This window comes from Micromonospora sp. NPDC049203 (assembly GCF_043197215.1).
GTDB lineage: Bacteria > Actinomycetota > Actinomycetes > Mycobacteriales > Micromonosporaceae > Micromonospora.
The window spans coordinates 441,764-458,983 of sequence record NZ_JBICSV010000003.1 but is presented as its reverse complement, the minus strand read 5'-3'; the positions used below and the strand labels follow the sequence as shown (position 1 = coordinate 458,983).

General features: G+C 73.4%; 12 protein-coding genes. 2 read left to right on the top strand and 10 right to left on the bottom strand.

All coding sequences use genetic code 11. From position 1 onward, the window contains the following. Window positions 1–132: 132 nt before the first annotated feature. Window positions 133–1,425 (top strand): GAF domain-containing protein, encoded by a 1,293-nt coding sequence (locus tag ACGFIA_RS11160; protein ID WP_357383377.1) that lies wholly within the window; start codon window positions 133–135, stop codon window positions 1,423–1,425. Between the two features lie 403 nt (window positions 1,426–1,828). Here the strand turns inward: ACGFIA_RS11160 and ACGFIA_RS11155 are convergent, their stop codons facing one another. The 6 genes from ACGFIA_RS11155 to ACGFIA_RS11130 form a co-directional block, all read right to left on the bottom strand. Next, the gene (locus ACGFIA_RS11155) at window positions 1,829–2,896 is read right to left on the bottom strand and encodes a DUF2855 family protein (protein ID WP_357383375.1); all 1,068 of its coding nucleotides are present in this window, start codon (window positions 2,894–2,896) and stop codon (window positions 1,829–1,831) included. Between the two features lie 71 nt (window positions 2,897–2,967). After that, window positions 2,968–5,094, bottom strand: coding sequence for a radical SAM protein (locus ACGFIA_RS11150; protein ID WP_357383373.1), 2,127 nt, complete (start codon window positions 5,092–5,094; stop codon window positions 2,968–2,970). A gap of 10 nt (window positions 5,095–5,104) precedes the next feature. Further along, a complete protein-coding gene (locus ACGFIA_RS11145; protein WP_357383371.1) occupies window positions 5,105–6,502 on the bottom strand; it encodes a TfuA-like protein in 1,398 nt (465 codons plus the stop codon). Further along, entirely contained in the window at window positions 6,495–7,661 is a 1,167-nt protein-coding gene (locus ACGFIA_RS11140) for a YcaO-like family protein (RefSeq protein ID WP_357383369.1), read from the bottom strand. Before ACGFIA_RS11140 ends, ACGFIA_RS11145 begins: the two co-directional genes overlap by 8 nt. A 31-nt stretch (window positions 7,662–7,692) precedes the next feature. Beyond that, the gene (locus tag ACGFIA_RS11135) at window positions 7,693–8,067 is read right to left on the bottom strand and encodes a hypothetical protein (protein WP_357383367.1); all 375 of its coding nucleotides are present in this window, start codon (window positions 8,065–8,067) and stop codon (window positions 7,693–7,695) included. Window positions 8,068–8,211: 144 nt separating this feature from the next. Beyond that, window positions 8,212–8,574, bottom strand: coding sequence for a hypothetical protein (locus tag ACGFIA_RS11130; RefSeq protein WP_357383365.1), 363 nt, complete (start codon window positions 8,572–8,574; stop codon window positions 8,212–8,214). A gap of 335 nt (window positions 8,575–8,909) precedes the next feature. Between ACGFIA_RS11130 and ACGFIA_RS11125 the strand changes: the two genes are divergently transcribed. Then, entirely contained in the window at window positions 8,910–9,689 is a 780-nt protein-coding gene (locus ACGFIA_RS11125) for a MerR family transcriptional regulator (RefSeq protein ID WP_357383363.1), read from the top strand. Between the two features lie 8 nt (window positions 9,690–9,697). Here ACGFIA_RS11125 and ACGFIA_RS11120 read toward each other — a convergent pair whose 3' ends face one another. Genes ACGFIA_RS11120 through ACGFIA_RS11105 form a run of 4 tightly spaced genes read right to left on the bottom strand, consistent with a single transcriptional unit; the run spans window position 9,698 to window position 17,192 of the window. After that, window positions 9,698–12,730, bottom strand: coding sequence for an ATP-binding cassette domain-containing protein (locus ACGFIA_RS11120; RefSeq protein ID WP_357383361.1), 3,033 nt, complete (start codon window positions 12,728–12,730; stop codon window positions 9,698–9,700). Between the two features lie 24 nt (window positions 12,731–12,754). Next, the gene (locus tag ACGFIA_RS11115; RefSeq protein WP_357383359.1) at window positions 12,755–14,938 is read right to left on the bottom strand and encodes an NHLP family bacteriocin export ABC transporter peptidase/permease/ATPase subunit; all 2,184 of its coding nucleotides are present in this window, start codon (window positions 14,936–14,938) and stop codon (window positions 12,755–12,757) included. Further along, window positions 14,935–15,744: an HlyD family efflux transporter periplasmic adaptor subunit gene (locus ACGFIA_RS11110; RefSeq protein WP_357383357.1), complete on the bottom strand. Its 810-nt coding sequence runs from the start codon at window positions 15,742–15,744 to the stop codon at window positions 14,935–14,937. Before ACGFIA_RS11110 ends, ACGFIA_RS11115 begins: the two co-directional genes overlap by 4 nt. Continuing rightward, window positions 15,741–17,192, bottom strand: a complete 1,452-nt coding sequence (locus tag ACGFIA_RS11105) for a SagB family peptide dehydrogenase (protein ID WP_357383355.1) — start codon at window positions 17,190–17,192, stop codon at window positions 15,741–15,743. The genes ACGFIA_RS11110 and ACGFIA_RS11105 overlap by 4 nt, the downstream gene beginning before the upstream one ends. Window positions 17,193–17,220: the final 28 nt, after the last annotated feature.

The following is a 17,220-nucleotide window of genomic DNA, read 5'->3' as shown; positions in this document are numbered from 1 at the left end:
CGGAGTCGGCCGGTCGGCACGTTCCACCGGTATGCCGGACGGCGGCCGCGCGGCCCTACCCGTAATCTGACCATGGTCACCGGCGCGGGCCCGCCGGCCGACCGACGACGCCGGTGCGGAGGGAGACCAGGGATGACGGCGCTACCAGGCCAGCGTCCGACCACCGTGGGTTCACCGGTCGCCGCGCGAGCCGCGGACGAGGACCTGCGGACGCTGTTCGGGCAGTCCATCGCCGTCTTCGCGGCCCTCGCGGGGCCGACGCACGTGGTCGAGGCGGCGAACCCGGCGTTCTTCGCGGCCATCGGCGAGGAGCGCGCGCGCACCGGGGTCACGCTCGCCGAGTTGATGCCCGAACTGGACGGTCAGGGCTTCATCGCCCTGCTGGACGAGGTCTACCGCACCGGCGAGTCCTACACCGGCCACGACGCCCGGATCATGCTGGGCACCGGGTCACAGGCCCGGGAGACGTTCTTCGACTTCACCTACGAGGCACGCCGCGACGCCGCCGGCACGGTGACCGGGATCCGGGTCATCGGAGTGGAGACCACACAGGTCAAGCAGGCGCAACGGCTGATGGCCGAGCACCGCGCCATGCTGGAGCAGATCGCCCGTCAGGCCCCCCTGGCCGAGGTGCTCGACGGGATGGCCCGCCGCATCGAGAACCTCGCGCCGCAGGAGGTGCTCGTCTCCGTCCTGCTCGCCGACACCGACGGCCGGCACCTGCGCCACGGCGCCGCGCCCAGCCTGCCCGACTTCTACAACGAGGCCATCGACGGCATCGCCACCGGTGAGGGCGTCGGCTCGTGCGGCACCGCGGCGCACCGGCGGGAACCGGTCATCGTCACCGACATCGCCACCGACCCGTTCTGGGTCGACTTCCGCGATCTGGCCGGGCGGGCGGGGCTCGCCGCCTGCTGGTCCACCCCGATCCTGGCCCGTGACGGCAGCCTGCTCGGCACGTTCGCCATGTACCACCGCACCCCGCGCGTCCCGCAGGACGCCGACCTGGCCCTCGCCCGGGTCTTCGCCGGCACCGCGGCCCTGGCCATCGAACGCCACCACATCGAGGAGGCGAAGGCCGCCGCGGACGCCCGCGCGCGGGCCGCCCACGACGAACTGGCCCGGGTGGTCCGGGCGGAACGGGAACTGCGGGCCGAGGCGGAGCAGCGCGCCGCAGCCGCCGCGGAACTCACCGCCCGGCTGCGCGCCGCCGCCGCCGCGCAGGCCGCCTCCCCTCGCCCCGAGCGGTGTCAGCTCGGCGGCAGCGACGGCTGCGCGGCACCCGCCGAGATCAAGGTCGCCGACTCGTGGGGCGACTCGGCGTGGGGCTGCCCGGTCCACGTCGAGGAGGCCATCATCAACGTCCGCTCGGTCTTCATCGCCAACGAGGAGCTCGGCGGCCTGGCCGCCTACGTCAACCGCTGACCACTGACAGTGCCCGGCGGCAACGTCCGGAACCTGTGCGTGCGGCTGGCCGTCACGCCCGGGTGCGGGCCTAGCGTCGGGCGGGCGCGGCCGGCTCGTGAGCGGGACGCGCCGCGGTGAACGGGCTCCGCAGGCGCGTCATGGATTCGGCGCTGACGTCCGCGGTCGGGCTGCGCTCGTCGTCGGTGGCCCCGAGCCCGTCTACACGGAAGGGGTTCAGGGCGAACGTGTTGTCGGGCACAAGGTGCTCCAAGGGAATCTGCACGGCAGCGCTCGACTCAGTCATCGCGGCTGGGAAACCGTGGGAGAAGCAAGGGGTGGCGATCAGTCTTCGGTACCCCGCGTCGTCAGCCTAGCGCGCATCGGCCGGGCGGGCGCGCCGCGGTCGAAATCGGCGATGTTCTTACAGCTGGACGACGTGCCCCACCCGTGGTGGCGTACGGCCCGCGAGGACGTCGAGCCACGCCTCCCGCAGCGCCTCCGGGCCGGTGCCGACCCGCACGTCGAGCCATCCGCTCACCACCTGGGAGAACCGCTGCCAGGCATCGGCGAACCGGTCGTCGAGGCCGGCGCGACCCCAGTCCCGACTGCGCTTGCGGATGCGTACCGGCGCGAAGAAGACCTCCCCGGCGGCGTCGGCGTTCGGCGTCTGCTGGGTGAGCCCGACGGCGATGTCCCGGACGAGGAGATCGCCGAGGTGCGTGCGCAGGGCGGCGCGGGTCGCGGGTGAGCCGGACAGGTCGAGGTAGACGGTCGGTGCGGCGTCGAGCGTGCCGATGTCGTCGTACGAGACGACCTCGTCGTAGCAGCCCAGCGCACTGGTGAAGGCGACATTGCCGGGCGAGGTGAGCCCGATCAGGCGTGGGCCGCGCCCGTGCAGTTCGAACGCGGCGGCGTACGCCGTCTTGCTCGACGCCGACGACAGCACCAGTGACCGCGCTCCGTAGGCGCCCTCGTCGAGGATCTGGTCGGCGAGCATGAACGAGGTGAAGAACAGCGGCCGGAACAGGATCAACAGGTCCTCCTGATCCGCCCGGTACGCCGGATCGCCGCCGGTCGACCGGTAGGCGTTGTACGGCGAGGGCAGGCCGGCCCGGTGTGTGCTCGCGTCGCGGAAACCGGACGCGTCCACCCGGTCCGGGCGCACCACGAGGTGACGGGCGGGCGGAAGATAGCCGTACACCCGCTGGCCCGGTTCGACCCCGGCCACCGCGGACGCCTCGACCTCGGCGAAGCCCCACAGTGGTGGGAGGCCCCACCGCTCGTCGAGCGCGCGGGGAGCGGGCGGGAAGAACTCCCAGTAGCGCATCGCCTCGCCGAGCACCGCGTACGTCACGTTGTTCGCGGTCAGGCCGACGCGCTCGACGCGCAGCAGCGCCTCCCCGTCGGAGAGGCCGGGCGCCGGGCCGCCGACGAGCGTGGTGTCGGCGAGGTCGTCCCGGGCCACAGCGAACGTCCACGAGTCAGGCATGGTCTGACGCTAGGCAGGCGCGGCCCCGGAGACAAGATGCACTGCGAGTGCAAAATCCCACTCCGCGCGGGTCACCGCACCGGCTCGGCCGGAAGCTGGTGCCGGCGGATCAGCCGCTGCCCGATGAAGGTGCGCCAGACCCGGTCGGCGACAGCCGGTTCGACGATCCAGAGGCGGCGCTGCGCGTCGGCGAGGGTGAGCGGCGCGCTGAACAGATCCAGGAACAGCCGGCTGCTGCGGTTGAGGGCGAACACCTGGCCGTCGGTGCGACGGAACAGGTGCCGGTTCGCCGGCAGCTCGCCGGGTGCGCCCTCCTGCTCGTCGGAGCGGATCCGCCGGTACGCGTCCCACACCTGCTCGTCGTCGCGATCCACGAAGACGCCGTTGGCGAGGAACTCGGTCTCGTCGTCGGTGTCGTGCCGGACCCGGTCGTGGGCGAGCACGCCGCGCACCGCCGTGCCGTACCGGTCGTGGTAGAAGAACGTGTGCGGGGTGTCGGTGCTGCCCAGCCAGGGCCGGTGGAAGTGGCCCGGGTTCAGGTCGGCCTTGGCCCTGGCCACCTCGGCCTGCGCCGCCTCGGTCACCGGCTCGTCGTACCGGAGCATCCGGACGATGTCCGAGCCCTCCACCGGCCGCACGTTGGTGATGCCGAACCGCTCCGGCTCCTTGGCGACGATGGCGCCCGGGGTCAGCATGAAGTCGCCGAGCCCGCCGAGGGTCCACAGGTCGGGGTTGTCGCGCAGGAACGTGATGCTGTCCAGCGCCTCCTCCCGGGTCTCGGTGGGGAAGCCGGTGAAGCCCATCATCTGCACGCCGATGTTGGCCTTCGTCATCGCGGTCATGGTGCGCCGCACCTGCTCCGGCTTGGTGCCCTTGTCGATCAGGTCGAGGATGCGCTGGTTGCCGGACTCGAAGCCGACCGACACGGCCACGCAGCCGCTGCGCCGCAGCAGCTCGCAGCGCTCGTCCGACCAGTACTTCTCCAGCCGGATCTCGGCGCCCCAGCGGAAGTCGAGCCCACGCTCGACGACCTGCTCGGCGAAACGCAGGATGGTAGCGGGCGCGAGCACGTCCACCGAGAAGTAGATGAACTTGGCGAACTTCGACAGTTCGGTGACGTCCGCGACCATCTTGGTCACCGTGTCCTGCCGCCACGGGCTGGTGGGGCCGTCGGTGTTCAGGCCGTAGTCGCAGAACGTGCACTTGTTCCAGTAGCAGCCGCGCGTCGGCGAGTAGTAGACGAACCGCTCCGGGCTGAGATAGAGGTCCCACGGCAGGCCGGAGAAGTCCGGCACCGGCACCTGGGCCAGGCGCTCGTAGCGCAACGGCAGTTGACGCTGGCGGCCGTACCTGGGGTGCAGGCGGACGTTCGGGTGCCCGGCCGGCAGCGTGCCGGTGGCGACCGCGTCCAGGATCTCGGTGTACGCGCTCTCCCCCTCCCCGACCACTATCGCGTCGAAGTCGGCGAGCACCTGGAAGACGTACTCGGGCCGGCCGGCGCACTTCCAGAGGTCGGAGATCTCCGTACCGCCGGCGACGAGGAAGGCGTCCGGGCAGGCCCGGCGCACGAGCCGGGCGATCCAGAGCGCGAACGGTAGCTGCCACTGGTAGGTGACGCTGATCCCGATCACCTGATGGTCGCCGGCGGCCAGCCGCGGGATGAGCACGTCCTCGTAGTACGGCTGGAAGGGCCGGTTGAGCCGGCCGAGCAGCGCCTCGTCGGTCAGCGCGGCCACCGAGCCGATCGAGACCATCGGTGGTGGCTGGAGCCGGAAACCGGCCCGGAACTGCCCGGGGAAACCGACCGCGCCGAGCGCGTCCATCCAGGAGATCACGCCCTCGACCGCGTCCTGGTAGTGCCGGTAGTCGTAGAACAGGTTCGGGTCCTGCAACACGCCGATCGACCGGCGCAGCCGCTCCGGGTCCGGGTCGGGCAGGCCGAGGTGGTTCGCCCGGGCCATCAACGCGTCCGGGCCGCTGAGGTCGTCGGTCGAGCGCCGGGACAGTTCCCGTCGCAGCCACTCGTACGCCCCCGGGGTGTACGAGTGGTGGAACGCCTCGATGTTGGCGTCGATGATCTCCGCCGGCCGGTGCCCCTGCGCCCGCGCGTACGAGTCGAGGTAGTTCAGCGAGTGGTATCCCGACGTGGGGTCGGTCAGCGGGGGGTAGACAAGTGCCGCCTTCACCGTTGCGGTCATCGACGCCTCCTCAGCCGATCCGGGCCGCTGAACCGGCCGGGCTGTCCTCCTGCGCGCGCTGCGCCACCGCCGGCAGTCGCGGTGCGCCGAACGCCTTGACGTACGCCACGAGCGGTTCGGCGGCGTACCGGAACGCCGCCAGGCTGTCGAAGCCCCGGTCCCACGCCGCCGCTTCCAGGCCACCGTCGTCGCAGCCCCACAACCGCGCGAAGCACCCGTCGACCACCTCGGTGCGGAAGTGGAGCCGGCCGCCCGGGCGGCGGTGTCCCGTCGTACGCGGGACGAGCGTCTCGTTCAGCGACGCCGCGGTCGCCGCGACCTGCCGCGCCGCGGCGAGCATCGCGCGGGTACGCAGCGGCGCCGCGACCATCCAGAGCGCCAGGCTGCGGTACGGCGTGGTGCCGAACGCCCGCACCAGCACCCGCAGCACCGCCTCGCGGTCGTCGATGCCCCGGTCCCGGTCGGTGAGCCATTCCCAGCCGCCCGGTGGCACGCCGGTGAGGCCACGGTCGCGGGCCGCCCGGTGGGCGCGCTCCTCGACCGCCGGGTGGGTGATGTCGAGTTCGGCCAGCCCGGCCAGCACCCCGCGCCGGTGCCAGGCCGGCGCCTCGGGATGCATCAGCATCAGCACCGCCGCGGCCTCCCGGTCGCTGACCCAGTGGCCGCCGACCGACGCCCCGGCGAACCGTGACCGCCAGCTGTCGAGGAAACGGGTGTGCAGGTTGTCGATCGGCTGGTCCCCGGCGTGCGCCGGGCACAACTCCGGCGCGTTCTCCGCCGCCATCGACAGCAGCAGCCGCGCGTCGGCGCCCTTGGCGTCCCCGGGATCGCGCCGTCGCCAGGTGAGGAACCGGTCCACCGCGCCCGCGGCCCCGGGCGGCGCGGTGCGCTCCAGCGCGCGGTACGACCGCCGCCGGAACGGCAGTTCCCGGGCGATGTCCAGCAGCAGCTCGGCCTCGGCCGGGCTGAGCACTCCGGCGGTGACCGCGCGGCGCAGCTCGACCCGGATGTTCACCAGCGGCTCGCTCAACGTGCGGTGACCCTCCTCGGCGGGCCCGTGCACCACCGCCACCTCGTCGTCGCCGGTGACCACACCGTCGCGGTAGAGCCGGAACACCTCGCCCACGCCACGCATGCCGAACGGCCACAGCTCGGCGGCGCGCAGCGCGCCCATGCTTGCCGCGCCGGCCACCGTCACCCCACGGTCGAGCAGGTCGAGGATCTCCCGGTGACGGACCGGCGGGTGTTGCAGGAAGAACCCGTCGATCACGAGGACCCGGTCGCCGGGGCCGACGTCCAGGCGGAGCAGGTCGCCGTGCGCGACAGGTGGCAGCACCACCGCCTCGGGCATCAGCCGGCCCACCTCGTCGGCCGGCAGGCTCGGTCCGATGAAGACGACATCAGTCACGCGGTGCTCCCGGTCGGGTGCTGAGGGCCCGCTCGTCGAACATGCGCAGGCCGGGGGCGAACACCTTGCTCACCGGGATGCCGATGTCGTCGTGCGTCAGGTCGACGCGGAACGGCTCGACTCCGGTGATCCGCTGCACCCGCGCCGCCAGCTCACGCAGCACCTGGGTCACGTCCCCGGCGGGCGGGGGGTCTCGGCGGACCGGCCCGGCGGGCCGGTCGACAGTGGGCGGCGGCACCGGCGGCGCGCCGACGTCGTGGTACGCCGTGGCGTCGATGTCGTCGCGGGCACCGGAGACCATGACCAGCCGGGACTGCGCCGCCTCCGCCATGGCCCGGCCGACAGCGATCTCGGGGTCGACGTGGCAGCCGAAGCCGCCGAAGGTGACCGGCAGGTCCGGGGACCAGATCGAGGCGGCGTAGCAGGGCACGCCGACCTCGTTCGTGATGTCGCAGACCTCCACCCAGCAGCCGGCCCGGAGCAGCGCCTCGTGCACGGTGCGGGTCATGGCGTTGGTGGCGGTGCCCGGGTCGGTGTAGGTGCGCTCGGTCAGCGGCGAGGTGCAGTACGGGGCGATGCAGTCGCGCTCGACGACCTCCAGCAGGGCGTGCAGGCTGGCCTCGGCGAGCGTGTTGCCGGTGGCCAGCCCGTTGCTGCTGGCGGTGAACAGGGCGCGGTCCCAGCCACGCCGGACGGTGAAGTCGAGTTCGATGGTGGCGCGGGGCACCAGGCAGGGCGTACCGGTAACCAGTCCACGGCCTTCGACCCAGTCGAGTTCGACGGCGGGGGTCAGCGGTGACCGCTCCGCCAGGTGCAGCCACCGCACGTCGTACGGCAGGTCCAGCGCCTCGGCCGGGGACCGGACGGCGGTCCCCGGCCGGAGGTTCTCGGCGTGCCAGGACTCGATGCTCTCCATCACCGCGCTGACCCGGGACTGCATCGCCGTGGCGCCGGTGCCGACGCTCACCGCCATGGTGGCGCCGACCGGCCGGTAGGCGACGTGCACCGGCAGGCCGATCTCGTCGAGCCGGGTGATGTCGGCGACCCGGGTGAGCCGGAACCGGTCGAGCATGCCGCCGACCCGTGCCCAGGTCTGCTCCACTGTGGCCGTCCGGTAGGTGCCGGATCGGAAGGCGATGGTCTCGGTCGTGTCAGTCATCGAGGCTCCCGGCGGGGGTGGGGGGAGGAACTCAGACGATGAGGACGGCGATGATGTTGACGTTGTTGTCGGCCGCCGCGGCCACGCCGCCGGCCACCGTCTCCAGTTCGGCCTCGGTCAGCTCGTTGAGGTCGACCAGCGGCACCTCGGGCACGTGCAGCACGTGCCGGCCGGGCGTGCCGGACCAGTCGGCGACGATCTGCTCCTTGGTGTAGAGCGTGGCGGGCTGGGCGCGGTCGACCTCGACAGTGGCGCCGGGGGCGACCGGCAGGCCGGCCGCGGTCGCGTAGCCGGTCGGGTCGGCGAGGAGGCGCTGGAGTTCCTCGTCGCTGCGCCACACGGCGGTGACCAGTTCCGAGTACTTGGTCACGAACCTGGCACCGTATTCCTGGTCGTCGTTGCTCATCTTTCGGTCCTTTCGTGGGGCTGCGGGCCGGGCGGTTAATTGCTGTGGCGAGAACGCTAGGAAGATCGAGGTGAGGCAATCAAGCATTTCCGCTGACTGCCATCAGAATCTGCCGTGCCGCCCGGCGGGCGGCAGACATCGGTGTCAGGTGCAGCAGCACGGACAGCAGCAGGCACAACTGGAGTCCAGCCCGGCGACGACACTGTCCAGTTCGTCCTCGGCCAGCTCCGCCTCGGCCACCGGCAGCAGCGACGGCACGAACAGCACGAAGGCGCCGGTGACCTCCGCCAGCTCCCACGACTCGACCTGCACCTCAAGGTCCGGATCGGCGTCGGCGACGTCGCGAACCACCCGGACCTGCACATCCTCCGGCAGATGAAGGCCGTAGCCGGCGAGGAACGCCCGCGGGTCGGAGTCCAGCGCCCGCTCCCTGGCCGGGTCGGCCCAGACGTCGGCGACCAGCCGGCTGTACGCGGCCACGAAGACCGCCCGATCGACGTTTGTCACACCCCTGCTCCCTTCGACGGTCGGCCGCCCCGCGGTGACACCGGGACGGCGAAGGCAGCGCGGGAGGCCCGGGCCACCGGTTTCCGATTCATCGTGGGCCCGTGGACCGTGCCGCCCCGCCGGGCGAGTGGGAATTTCATCGAATGTGGCCGCGACGGGGCCGCAGCGCGGCGAAAGCCGGGTAATTGGGAATCAACGGCGTGCCACGGATTGGCGATTCTAATGATTGTCATCAGTGTGAACAAGTAGTGATTCCTCGCCTGTCACCCGCGCGTCGCCCGCACCTAGGCTGCGATCGCCGGCTCGCCCCCGTGACAGCGGTCCGGCGGGGTGCCGTGTTCCGTCACCGAGCGCTGCCGGAGGCCACCGTGACCATCGACGAGGTGACGACGACGCCCGGCGGCCCGGCCGGGTACAGCGTGGAGGAACTCGCCCGCAAGGTCGGGATGTCGCCGCGCAACATCCGCGCCCACCAGGCCCGGCGGCTGCTGCCCCCGCCGGTGCGGCACGGCCGGGCCGCGCTCTACGACGACTCCCACGTCCGCCGGCTGGACGCGATCCTCGCCCTGCAACGACAGGGCTTCAACCTGGTCTCCATCGAGGCCATGCTCGGGGTCCGGGCCGGCGACGAGGCGCCCGACGGGCTGACCGCGATGCTGCAACGACTGGCCGCCGAGCGTCCCGCGCTGGCCCACTCGCTCACCCGGCACGGCGTGATCGGACGGGCCGCCGACGGCACCGTCCGGACCACCCGGCCGCGCCCGCTACGCGCCGCCCTGGACCTGCATCGGGTACGGGTCGGCACGGTGCCGGCGTTGCAGACCCTGAGCGAGGTGCTGGACAGCCTCCGGCCGGTCGCCGGCGACCTGGTCGCCGCCGTGACCGCGAGACTGCTGGCCCTCGCGCCGGAGCTGGCCCGCAACGGCAACCGGTCGTCCTGGGCCGACCTCGACCGGGAGACCCTGCTGCTGACCCAGGGGGTGGTCGGCGTGCTCACCGAGGCGTTCCGGCTCGCCGTGGAGAACCAGGCCGAGGCGCACATCGCGGAGCTGCTGGAGAACCACCTCGACACCGACGTGTGCCTGGAGGACGGCGCGGTCATCGACAACGGCTGACCGGGCGGTCAGCCCGCCGCGGGCTGGCCGTCGGGCTGCCGGCTCTCCGCCACGGCGTCGACGCGTCCCGGCTGGTCCACCAGCTGCCGCCGCGCCAGCCGGTGGAACAGCCCGTTCGGCTGGTCCATCAACTCGTCGTAGGTGCCCCGCTGGACGATCCGCCCCGCTTCGAGCACCACGATGGTGTCCGCCGCACGGACCGTGGACAGCCGGTGTGCGATGACCACCCGGGTCGCGGCCATGGTCGCGGTGCTCCTGGTGACCATCTCCTGGGTCCGGTTGTCCAGCGCGCTCGTCGCCTCGTCGAAGAAGAGGATCCGGGGCCGGGGCGCCAGCGCGCGGGCGATCAGCACCCGCTGGCGCTGCCCGACGGAGAGCGTCCCGCCGCCGAACGGCACCATCGTGCTCATCCCCATCGGCAACGCCTCCAGGTCGTCGGCGAGCCCGGCCAGCCGCGCCGCCTCCCAGACCTGGTCCAGCGGGAAGCTGCCGGCGCCGCAGATGTTGTCACGTACCGAGCCGGCGAAGAGCTGGCCGTCCTGCAGGACCACCCCGCACTGCCGGCGTACCGCGTGCACGTCGAGTTCGGAGAGGTCCTGGCCGTCGTAGAGCACCGCGCCCTGCTGCTGGCGCTCGAAGCCGAGCAGCAGCCGCAGCAGCGTCGACTTCCCGCAGCCGCTCGGCCCCACGACCGCGACGAACTCGCCCGGGCGGACGTGCAGGTCTATGTCGACGAGCACCGGCGGCTCGTCCGGCTGGTACGCGAAGGTGACCCGGTGCAGTGCGACCTCGCCGCGCAACTCGCCCGGGTCCACCCGGTCGGGCCGGGCCTCGGGCTCGGCGCGCAGGATGTCCCGCAGGCCGCCCAGCCGGGGCACCGCCGCGATCACCTCGACCCCGGCGGACACCAGCACGAGCAGCGAGCCGAGCAGCATCGCGAAGCCGACGTTGAGGACGAAGAAGTCGGTCGGCGAGACCCGGCCGGAGAGCGGGCCCATCAGCACGGCGAACAGGACGAGCTGACCGGCGACCGGCAGCGCGGTGGCGAAGGCGACGAGGCCCGCCTGGCTCTGCCGGACCCGTTGCAGCGCCGCCCGGGCAGTCGCGGCCGCCTCCGACCAGCGGGCGTGGGCGCGGGACTCGGCGGCGGCAATCTTGATCTTGACGATGCCCCCGAGTAACTGGTTCGTCATCGCCGCCGCCCGGTGCTCGGCCGGCAGCGCGGCGTGCTGCCGGCGGGCGATCAGGACGGCGAAGGCGCCGAACGTCAGCATCGTGACGACGACGATCCCCACCCCCCACAACCCGAGCACGGGCTCCACCACCAGGAGCATGCCGAGGGTCACCGCGACGGTCGCGGACGCGGACGCGAGCTGCGGCAGCAGCGCGCTCAGCGCCTCGCCGACGAACGAGATCCCCAGCATCGAGTTGGCGATCTCACCGCTGCTGCGACCGGTGAAGAACCGGGCCGGCAGTCGCATGAGCCGGTCCCAGATCGCCATGTGCGTGCCGGACTGCAACCGGCCGTCCAGCCGCAGCAACCGCAGGTTCTGCATCACACCGACCAGTCCCGCGACCACCGCGGCGCTGAGCATCAGCGCGAGGAAGCCGAACAGCCCGTCCACCTCGCCCTGCCGGGCCAGCTGGCCGAGCACCTCGCCGGTGGCCAGCGGCACGCCCAGGCCCAGCACCGCCACGCAGGCGGCGGCGACCAGCAGCCCCCGCACGTCGCGGGCCGCGCCCACGAGCCCGGCCCGCAGCAGGTGACGCATCCGGGCGACCGGCGGCAGCGGCGCCTGCACCTGGGTCGCCTCGGCGGCCAGCGCCGCTGCCCCCGCCGCGTCGATCGGCCCGTACGCGCGGGTCTCCGGGTCGACGTGGTGGTAGCGGCCGCGACGGAACAGCAACGGCACCGCGACGGCGGCCGACGGATCGTCGCCGGTCCGCCACCCCACCAGCGGCCCCAGGTCCCGCCGCCACCACCGGTCCGGAAGCCGCACCTCGCGCAAGAAGAGGCTGGACGCCCGGGACACCGCACGCACCGCCGCCCGGTCGTCCAGCGGCGCGCGGCCGCGGTCCGCCGGCTCGTTGACCGGGCTGCCCATCCCCTCGGTCACCACCCGGAGCACCGAGGCCGCCCGCCCGTACCTGTCGAAGCCGGCCTCCGGGTCCGGGACCGCAAGCGCAGCGCCCGCGCCGATCACCCCGAGTGACCGGCGGGCCGCCGCGGCGAGGATCTCGGCGTCGATCTGCCGACGCCGTTCCACGCCGTTCAGCAGTGCCGCGTCGGCCTCCTCGATCCGGCTCTCCACCAGCCGCAGCAGCCGCACCACGTGCTGGTCGACAGCCGACCGGAGCTGGCCGGTGACCAGCAGGTCCCAGCTGCCGTGGCTCTCCACCGCGCACGGCGACTCGGCCACCACCCAGTCCCGCTCGGCGATCAGCAACAGCTCGCGCTCCCCCGACACCTCCGCCGGGCCCCCGTCGTTGCGGCGCAACTGCCCGCCGGCACTACGCAGCCACCAGGCGCCGCCGGTGGAGACGAGGGTGCTCCCCTGCGCCAGCGACACGATCTCGTGCCCGCTCAGGGTGGACGCCTCCCGGGGCGCCTGCCCCCGCCGCAGCGCGTCGGCGACGGCGACGAGCACAAGGTCCACCGCCGCGACCAACTCCGTGGCGGCGCCGCGCGCCCGCGGCGAGACCTCCTCGTCCGCCGGAAGGCCGGGCCGGACCTGCCGCTCCAGGAGGGACAGGTGTGGCCGGGGCAGCGCGCGCAGTTCCGTGCCGGGCAGCGGCACCAGGATCAGCTGCCACACGCCGATCGCCGTGGACGTCGGCACCAGGCCGCCCGCGGGCAGCCGGGCGACGTGGTGCCGACGGGACGGGTTCAACCCGGTCCGGCGCACCGCGAACAGGTCGGCCTCGCCGCCGGTCACCAGCCAGCCCGCCACCGGGTCGTCCAGGCGGCAGACCTCGCGTACGCCCTCGGCGCAGAAGCCGATCAGGCTACCCGCCGCGGGACCCTCCACCGCGCCGCTCATCAGCGTCTCCTCGTGTCGTGGCGGTCAGTGGTCCCGGACCAGGCGCGCGTACGCGCCGTCGCGGGCGACCAGTTGCTCGTGGGTGCCGCGCTCCACCTCCCGGCCGCCGTCCAGCACGACGATCAGGTCGCAGTCGCGGACCGTGGACAGTCGGTGCGCCACGATCAGGCAGGTCGCCCCCCGGCGGCGCAGGTGCAGATCGATCCGGCGTTCGGTCTCGGCGTCCAGCGCGCTGGTGGCCTCGTCGAGCACGAGGACCCGGGGATTGCGGACGAGCGCGCGGGCGATCTCCAGCCGCTGCCGCTGCCCGCCGGAGAAGTTGCGGGCGTTCTCCCGTACCGGACCGGCCAGGCCGCCCGGGCGGGCCGCCACCTCGTCGTATAGGCAGGCGTCGGTCAACGCGGCGACGACGTCCTCGTCGGCGACGGTGAGGTCCCACATGGTGACGTTGTCGCGGATCGTCCCCTCGAACAGCCGCTGGTCCTGGTCCACCATGGCCACCGTGGCCGCCCACAGGCCGTCGTCGGTGGCCGTCCGTTCCAGGCCGTCCACAGTGACCCGCCCGGTCCACGGGCGGTAGAGCCCGGCGACCAGCCGGCCCACAGTCGACTTGCCGCTGCCGGACCGCCCGACGAGCGCCACCCGGGCGCCCGGCGGCAGGTCCAGACTGAAGTTCTCCAGCAGCGGGCGACCCAGCGGGTTGTAGCCGAAGGTGACCTCCTCGATGCGCAGGTGCCCCTCCATCGGGGTCAACCGCCGCGCGGGCCGGTCCTCGGCCGGCGGCAGCGGGTACCGCTCCACGTCGCGCAGCCGGTTGAGGTCGGCGCTCATGTCCTGAAGCCGCGAGCCCAGCGCGGTCAGGTTGCCCAACGGCCGGTTCATCGCGGCGGCCAGGCTCTGCATGCCGACCAGGACGCCGACGCTCATCGCCTCCGCCACCACCTGCCGGCTGCCCAGCCCCAGCAGCACCGCCGTGGTCCCCGAGGCGAGGAACGCGGGCAGGACGGAGAGCACCGCCGTCGGCACCCCCAGCCGCTGCTGGCGGGAGGCGACTGTGGCGTGCCGCGCCGCGAACCGGGCCACGGCGCGTTCCTCCTCGCCGCCGGCCTTCACCGTCTCGATCATCTGAAGCGTGGTGTAGACGGTGGTCACCATCTTGCTGCGGTCCGCCTGGAGGCCCGCGACGGCAGTCGACCGGGTCGAGGCGACGTAACGCAGCACGCTGACGTTCAGCCCGGCGAGGACCGCCGCGCACAGACCGAGCAGCAGGTCGTACTGGCAGAGCAGCGCCCCGTACGCCAGCACCAGTCCGGTGTCCACGACTGTGGTGGCCGCCCGGCGGGTGAGCACCTCGGCGACCACCTCGTTGCCCCGGACCCGTTGGCCGAGGTCGGCGGCCTGCCGCTGGTCGAAGAAGGCCGGCGGCAGCCGCAGCAGATGCCGGAAGAACCGGGCGGCGCTGCTCAGGGCGAGCGCCGTCTCGGCGCGTACGGTCAGGCGCTGCTGGAGCAGGCTGGCCAGGAAGGTCAGCACCGTCGCCACCGCCACCGCCGCCACCAGCCCGGCGAACGCGGCCCGGTCCTCCTGCAACAGCACCCGGTCGACGAAGACCTTCGCCATCACCGGGATGGTCAAGCCGACCACGGCGATCAGCAGGCCGAGCAGCAGCATCTGCGCGATCGCCGAACCCGGGCCGCGCCACCGCTGCGCCAGCGCCCGCAGCAGCCGGTATCGGGTGCCGCCCGGCCGGAACTCCGGGCCGGGCTCCATGGTGAGCGCGACGCCGGTGAAGGCGCCGTCGAACTCCTCCCAGCTCACCGCGCGCGGCCCGGTGGCCGGGTCGTTTATGTAGACCTTGCGGCCGAGCCCCTCCAGCACCACGAAGTGCTCGAACCGCCAGAACAGCACCGCCGGCAGCGCGACGGTGGCCAGGCCGGCCAGGTCCATCTGGAAACCCTTGGCCACCATGCCGTACTTGCGGGCGCCCCGGAGCACGGTGGCCGCCGTGGAGCCGTCCCGGCTCACCCCGCACACCCGGCGCAGCTCCTCCAGGGGTACGTGCCGGCCGTGGTGGGCGAGCAGGATCCCCAGCGCGGCGGCGCCGCACTCCACCGCCTCCATCTGGATCAGGGTGGGCGTACGCACGCGTCGGCGGCGGATCCGGGGAATCTCCGGCGTCGCGGTGGCGGCTGTCGTCGGCGCGGTCATCGGCCCAGCAACCAGTCGATCGGGTGCTCCCGGTCCACTGTGAACCAGGCGGTGACCTCGCTGGCCGAGTTGAGCTGGAACGGTGGCGGGGACTTGGTCCAGCGCAGGCCACCCGGCGCGGCCGGGTCGGGTTCCAGGGTGACGGTCACCCGCACCACGCTGCCCCGGGCGAGCAGCCGCCGGACGTCCGGCCCGGTGCCCAGGAAGGCGCGCAGCGAGGCCTCCGTCTCCGGGAAGGCGCCGATGGTGGTCACCCGCCCGGCCAGGGTGCCGAACACGTTGCGCGGCGCCGCCGCGGCGGCCACCTCGACCGGTACGCCCGGTTGCAGCAGCGGCGCGGCGACGGCCGGGGCGTAGACGACCGCCTGCAACGCGTCCCCGGCGGTGTCCAGCCGCTCCAGGTCGGCCAGGTGCGTGCCGGGGGTGACGATCTCGCCCTCGGACACCAGCCAGGCCACCACGTACGCGTCACCCGGCGCGTTCTCCACCCGCACCTTGCCGTCCATCGACCGCAGGCTGTAGAGGGGCGTGCCCTTCGTCACCCGCTGGTGCGGTGACGCCCACACCTTGGTGACCTGACCGCTGTCCAGCGCGTCGAGTGCGGAGATGCCGTTGGAGTGGATCAGCACGCCGGCCGCCTCGACGGTCCGGGGCACCACCGTACGCACCGACCAGACCCCGGCGGCGACCACGACGATGAGCAGAGCGGCGGTGGCCAGCCAGTTCGGCACGGTGGTCAGCCGGACCGCCCGGTCGAGCTGCTCGGGCGCCTCCAACTGGCGCAGCGCCTGCCGCCGGAACTTCACCGCCGGCCTCCCGCGCCGGCGGGGTGGCGGGAGCCGAGCAGGAAGTCCGCCACGCTCGGTTCGACGAGCGGGTCGAGCCCGGACAACTCGGCGAAGGCCTGGGAGTCCCCGGCGCCGAGAGCACACGGCGCCAGTCCCATCGCGGTGGCGACGAGATACATCTGCTGGGTCAGCACACCAGCGTCCTTGAGAATCATGGCGTAGCTCATCCCTTCGTACTTCCACATCAGCCGCTGCACGCGCGCGGTGACCACCAGGACCGTCTGCGGCGGCCGGGGCATGGCGCCGGCCGCCCGGGCGTACGCCAGCAGCCGGTCGGCGGCCACGCCCCACCCGGCGACCGGTTCCAGCCGGTGCCCGACGGCGTCGTAGTGGTAGAGCCCGGGGTCGAGCCCCGCGCAGCGCGCGACCAGCGGATAGATCTCCAGCTCGTAGACCCCGCCGCCGCCGGGGTAGGGCCGGTGGCCCACCTCCTGCCCGCCGGCCTCACCGGCGACAGTGGTGTGCTGCGTCCGGTACAGGAACTCCGCCAGCCGGTCCAGCGGCAGCGGCGCGGTGTCGTCGTGCTCGCGTACGGTGCGCCGCTCCGCGACGACCTGGCTGAACGCGGGTTCCGCCTTGGCGATCGTCGCCAGGTCGGGCAGCGGCAGCTCGATCGCCCGGTCCCCGTCGTACGGGCGGCGCAACGGCTGCGGCGCGAAGCGCTCCCGCATCCGGTAGGTGCCGCCCACCGGCAGCGCGTGCCGGCCGGCCCGGGAGCGGTGGTGCAGCCGCAGCTCCTCCGGTGACCAGTACGCCAGCGGCGCGTCGTCGTGCTCCGCCTCGTACTCGGCGTCGGTGACCAGGATCCGGGCGGTGGCCAGCTCGTCGAGCACCCGGCCGGCGGCCTCCGGCGACACGCCGAGCGTGCGGGCCACCGTGTCGGGTCCGAGGCCCGGCACCGCGGCGGCCAGGACCGCACCGAGGGCGGCGTCGGCGCAGCCGACGGTGAGGGTGCTCAGCGACGACGCGGCCACCAGCGTTCCCCGTTCGTGCTGGAGGGTGGCGAAGCGGGAGAGCCGGTAGCGGACCCCGGGGGTGTGCGGACGGCTCTCCGGCAGGCTGCCCCGGCCCAGGCCGGTGGGTACGAGGTCGAGCAGCGGCCGGTCGTCGACCTGGACGCGGCGTTCCAGCCAGCAGTGGGCGAGCAGCCGGCGCAGCAGCAACTGGGCCGGCAACACCCGGCTCTCCCCCTCCAGGCCGCTGATCAGCCGTCCCACCTCGACGTCGCCGACCCAGTCGGCGGCGAGCCGCAGCAGCAGCGCCCGCCGGCCCATGCCCGGTCGCTCCAGGGTGAGCCGGAAGCGGGTCTGCCGCAGCACCAGCGAGCCGTCCTCACCGAGCCGCAGCTCGGCGTCCCGGCGCAGCCGGTACGACTCCTGCACCGGCGGGCCGGCGGCGCCGGTCACGACGGCCACCGGCCGGTCGGGTCCGCCA

What these genes read in the sequence shown, in the direction of transcription:
- ACGFIA_RS11160 (WP_357383377.1), top strand. Translation starts at nt 133, where the DNA reads ATGACGGCGCTACCAGGCCAGCGTCCGACCACCGTGGGTTCACCGGTC.
- ACGFIA_RS11115 (WP_357383359.1), bottom strand. Translation starts at nt 14,938, where the DNA reads ATGACCGCGCCGACGACAGCCGCCACCGCGACGCCGGAGATTCCCCGG.
- ACGFIA_RS11155 (WP_357383375.1), bottom strand. Translation starts at nt 2,896, where the DNA reads ATGCCTGACTCGTGGACGTTCGCTGTGGCCCGGGACGACCTCGCCGAC.
- ACGFIA_RS11150 (WP_357383373.1), bottom strand. Translation starts at nt 5,094, where the DNA reads ATGACCGCAACGGTGAAGGCGGCACTTGTCTACCCCCCGCTGACCGAC.
- ACGFIA_RS11120 (WP_357383361.1), bottom strand. Translation starts at nt 12,730, where the DNA reads ATGAGCGGCGCGGTGGAGGGTCCCGCGGCGGGTAGCCTGATCGGCTTC.
- ACGFIA_RS11135 (WP_357383367.1), bottom strand. Translation starts at nt 8,067, where the DNA reads ATGAGCAACGACGACCAGGAATACGGTGCCAGGTTCGTGACCAAGTAC.
- ACGFIA_RS11140 (WP_357383369.1), bottom strand. Translation starts at nt 7,661, where the DNA reads ATGACTGACACGACCGAGACCATCGCCTTCCGATCCGGCACCTACCGG.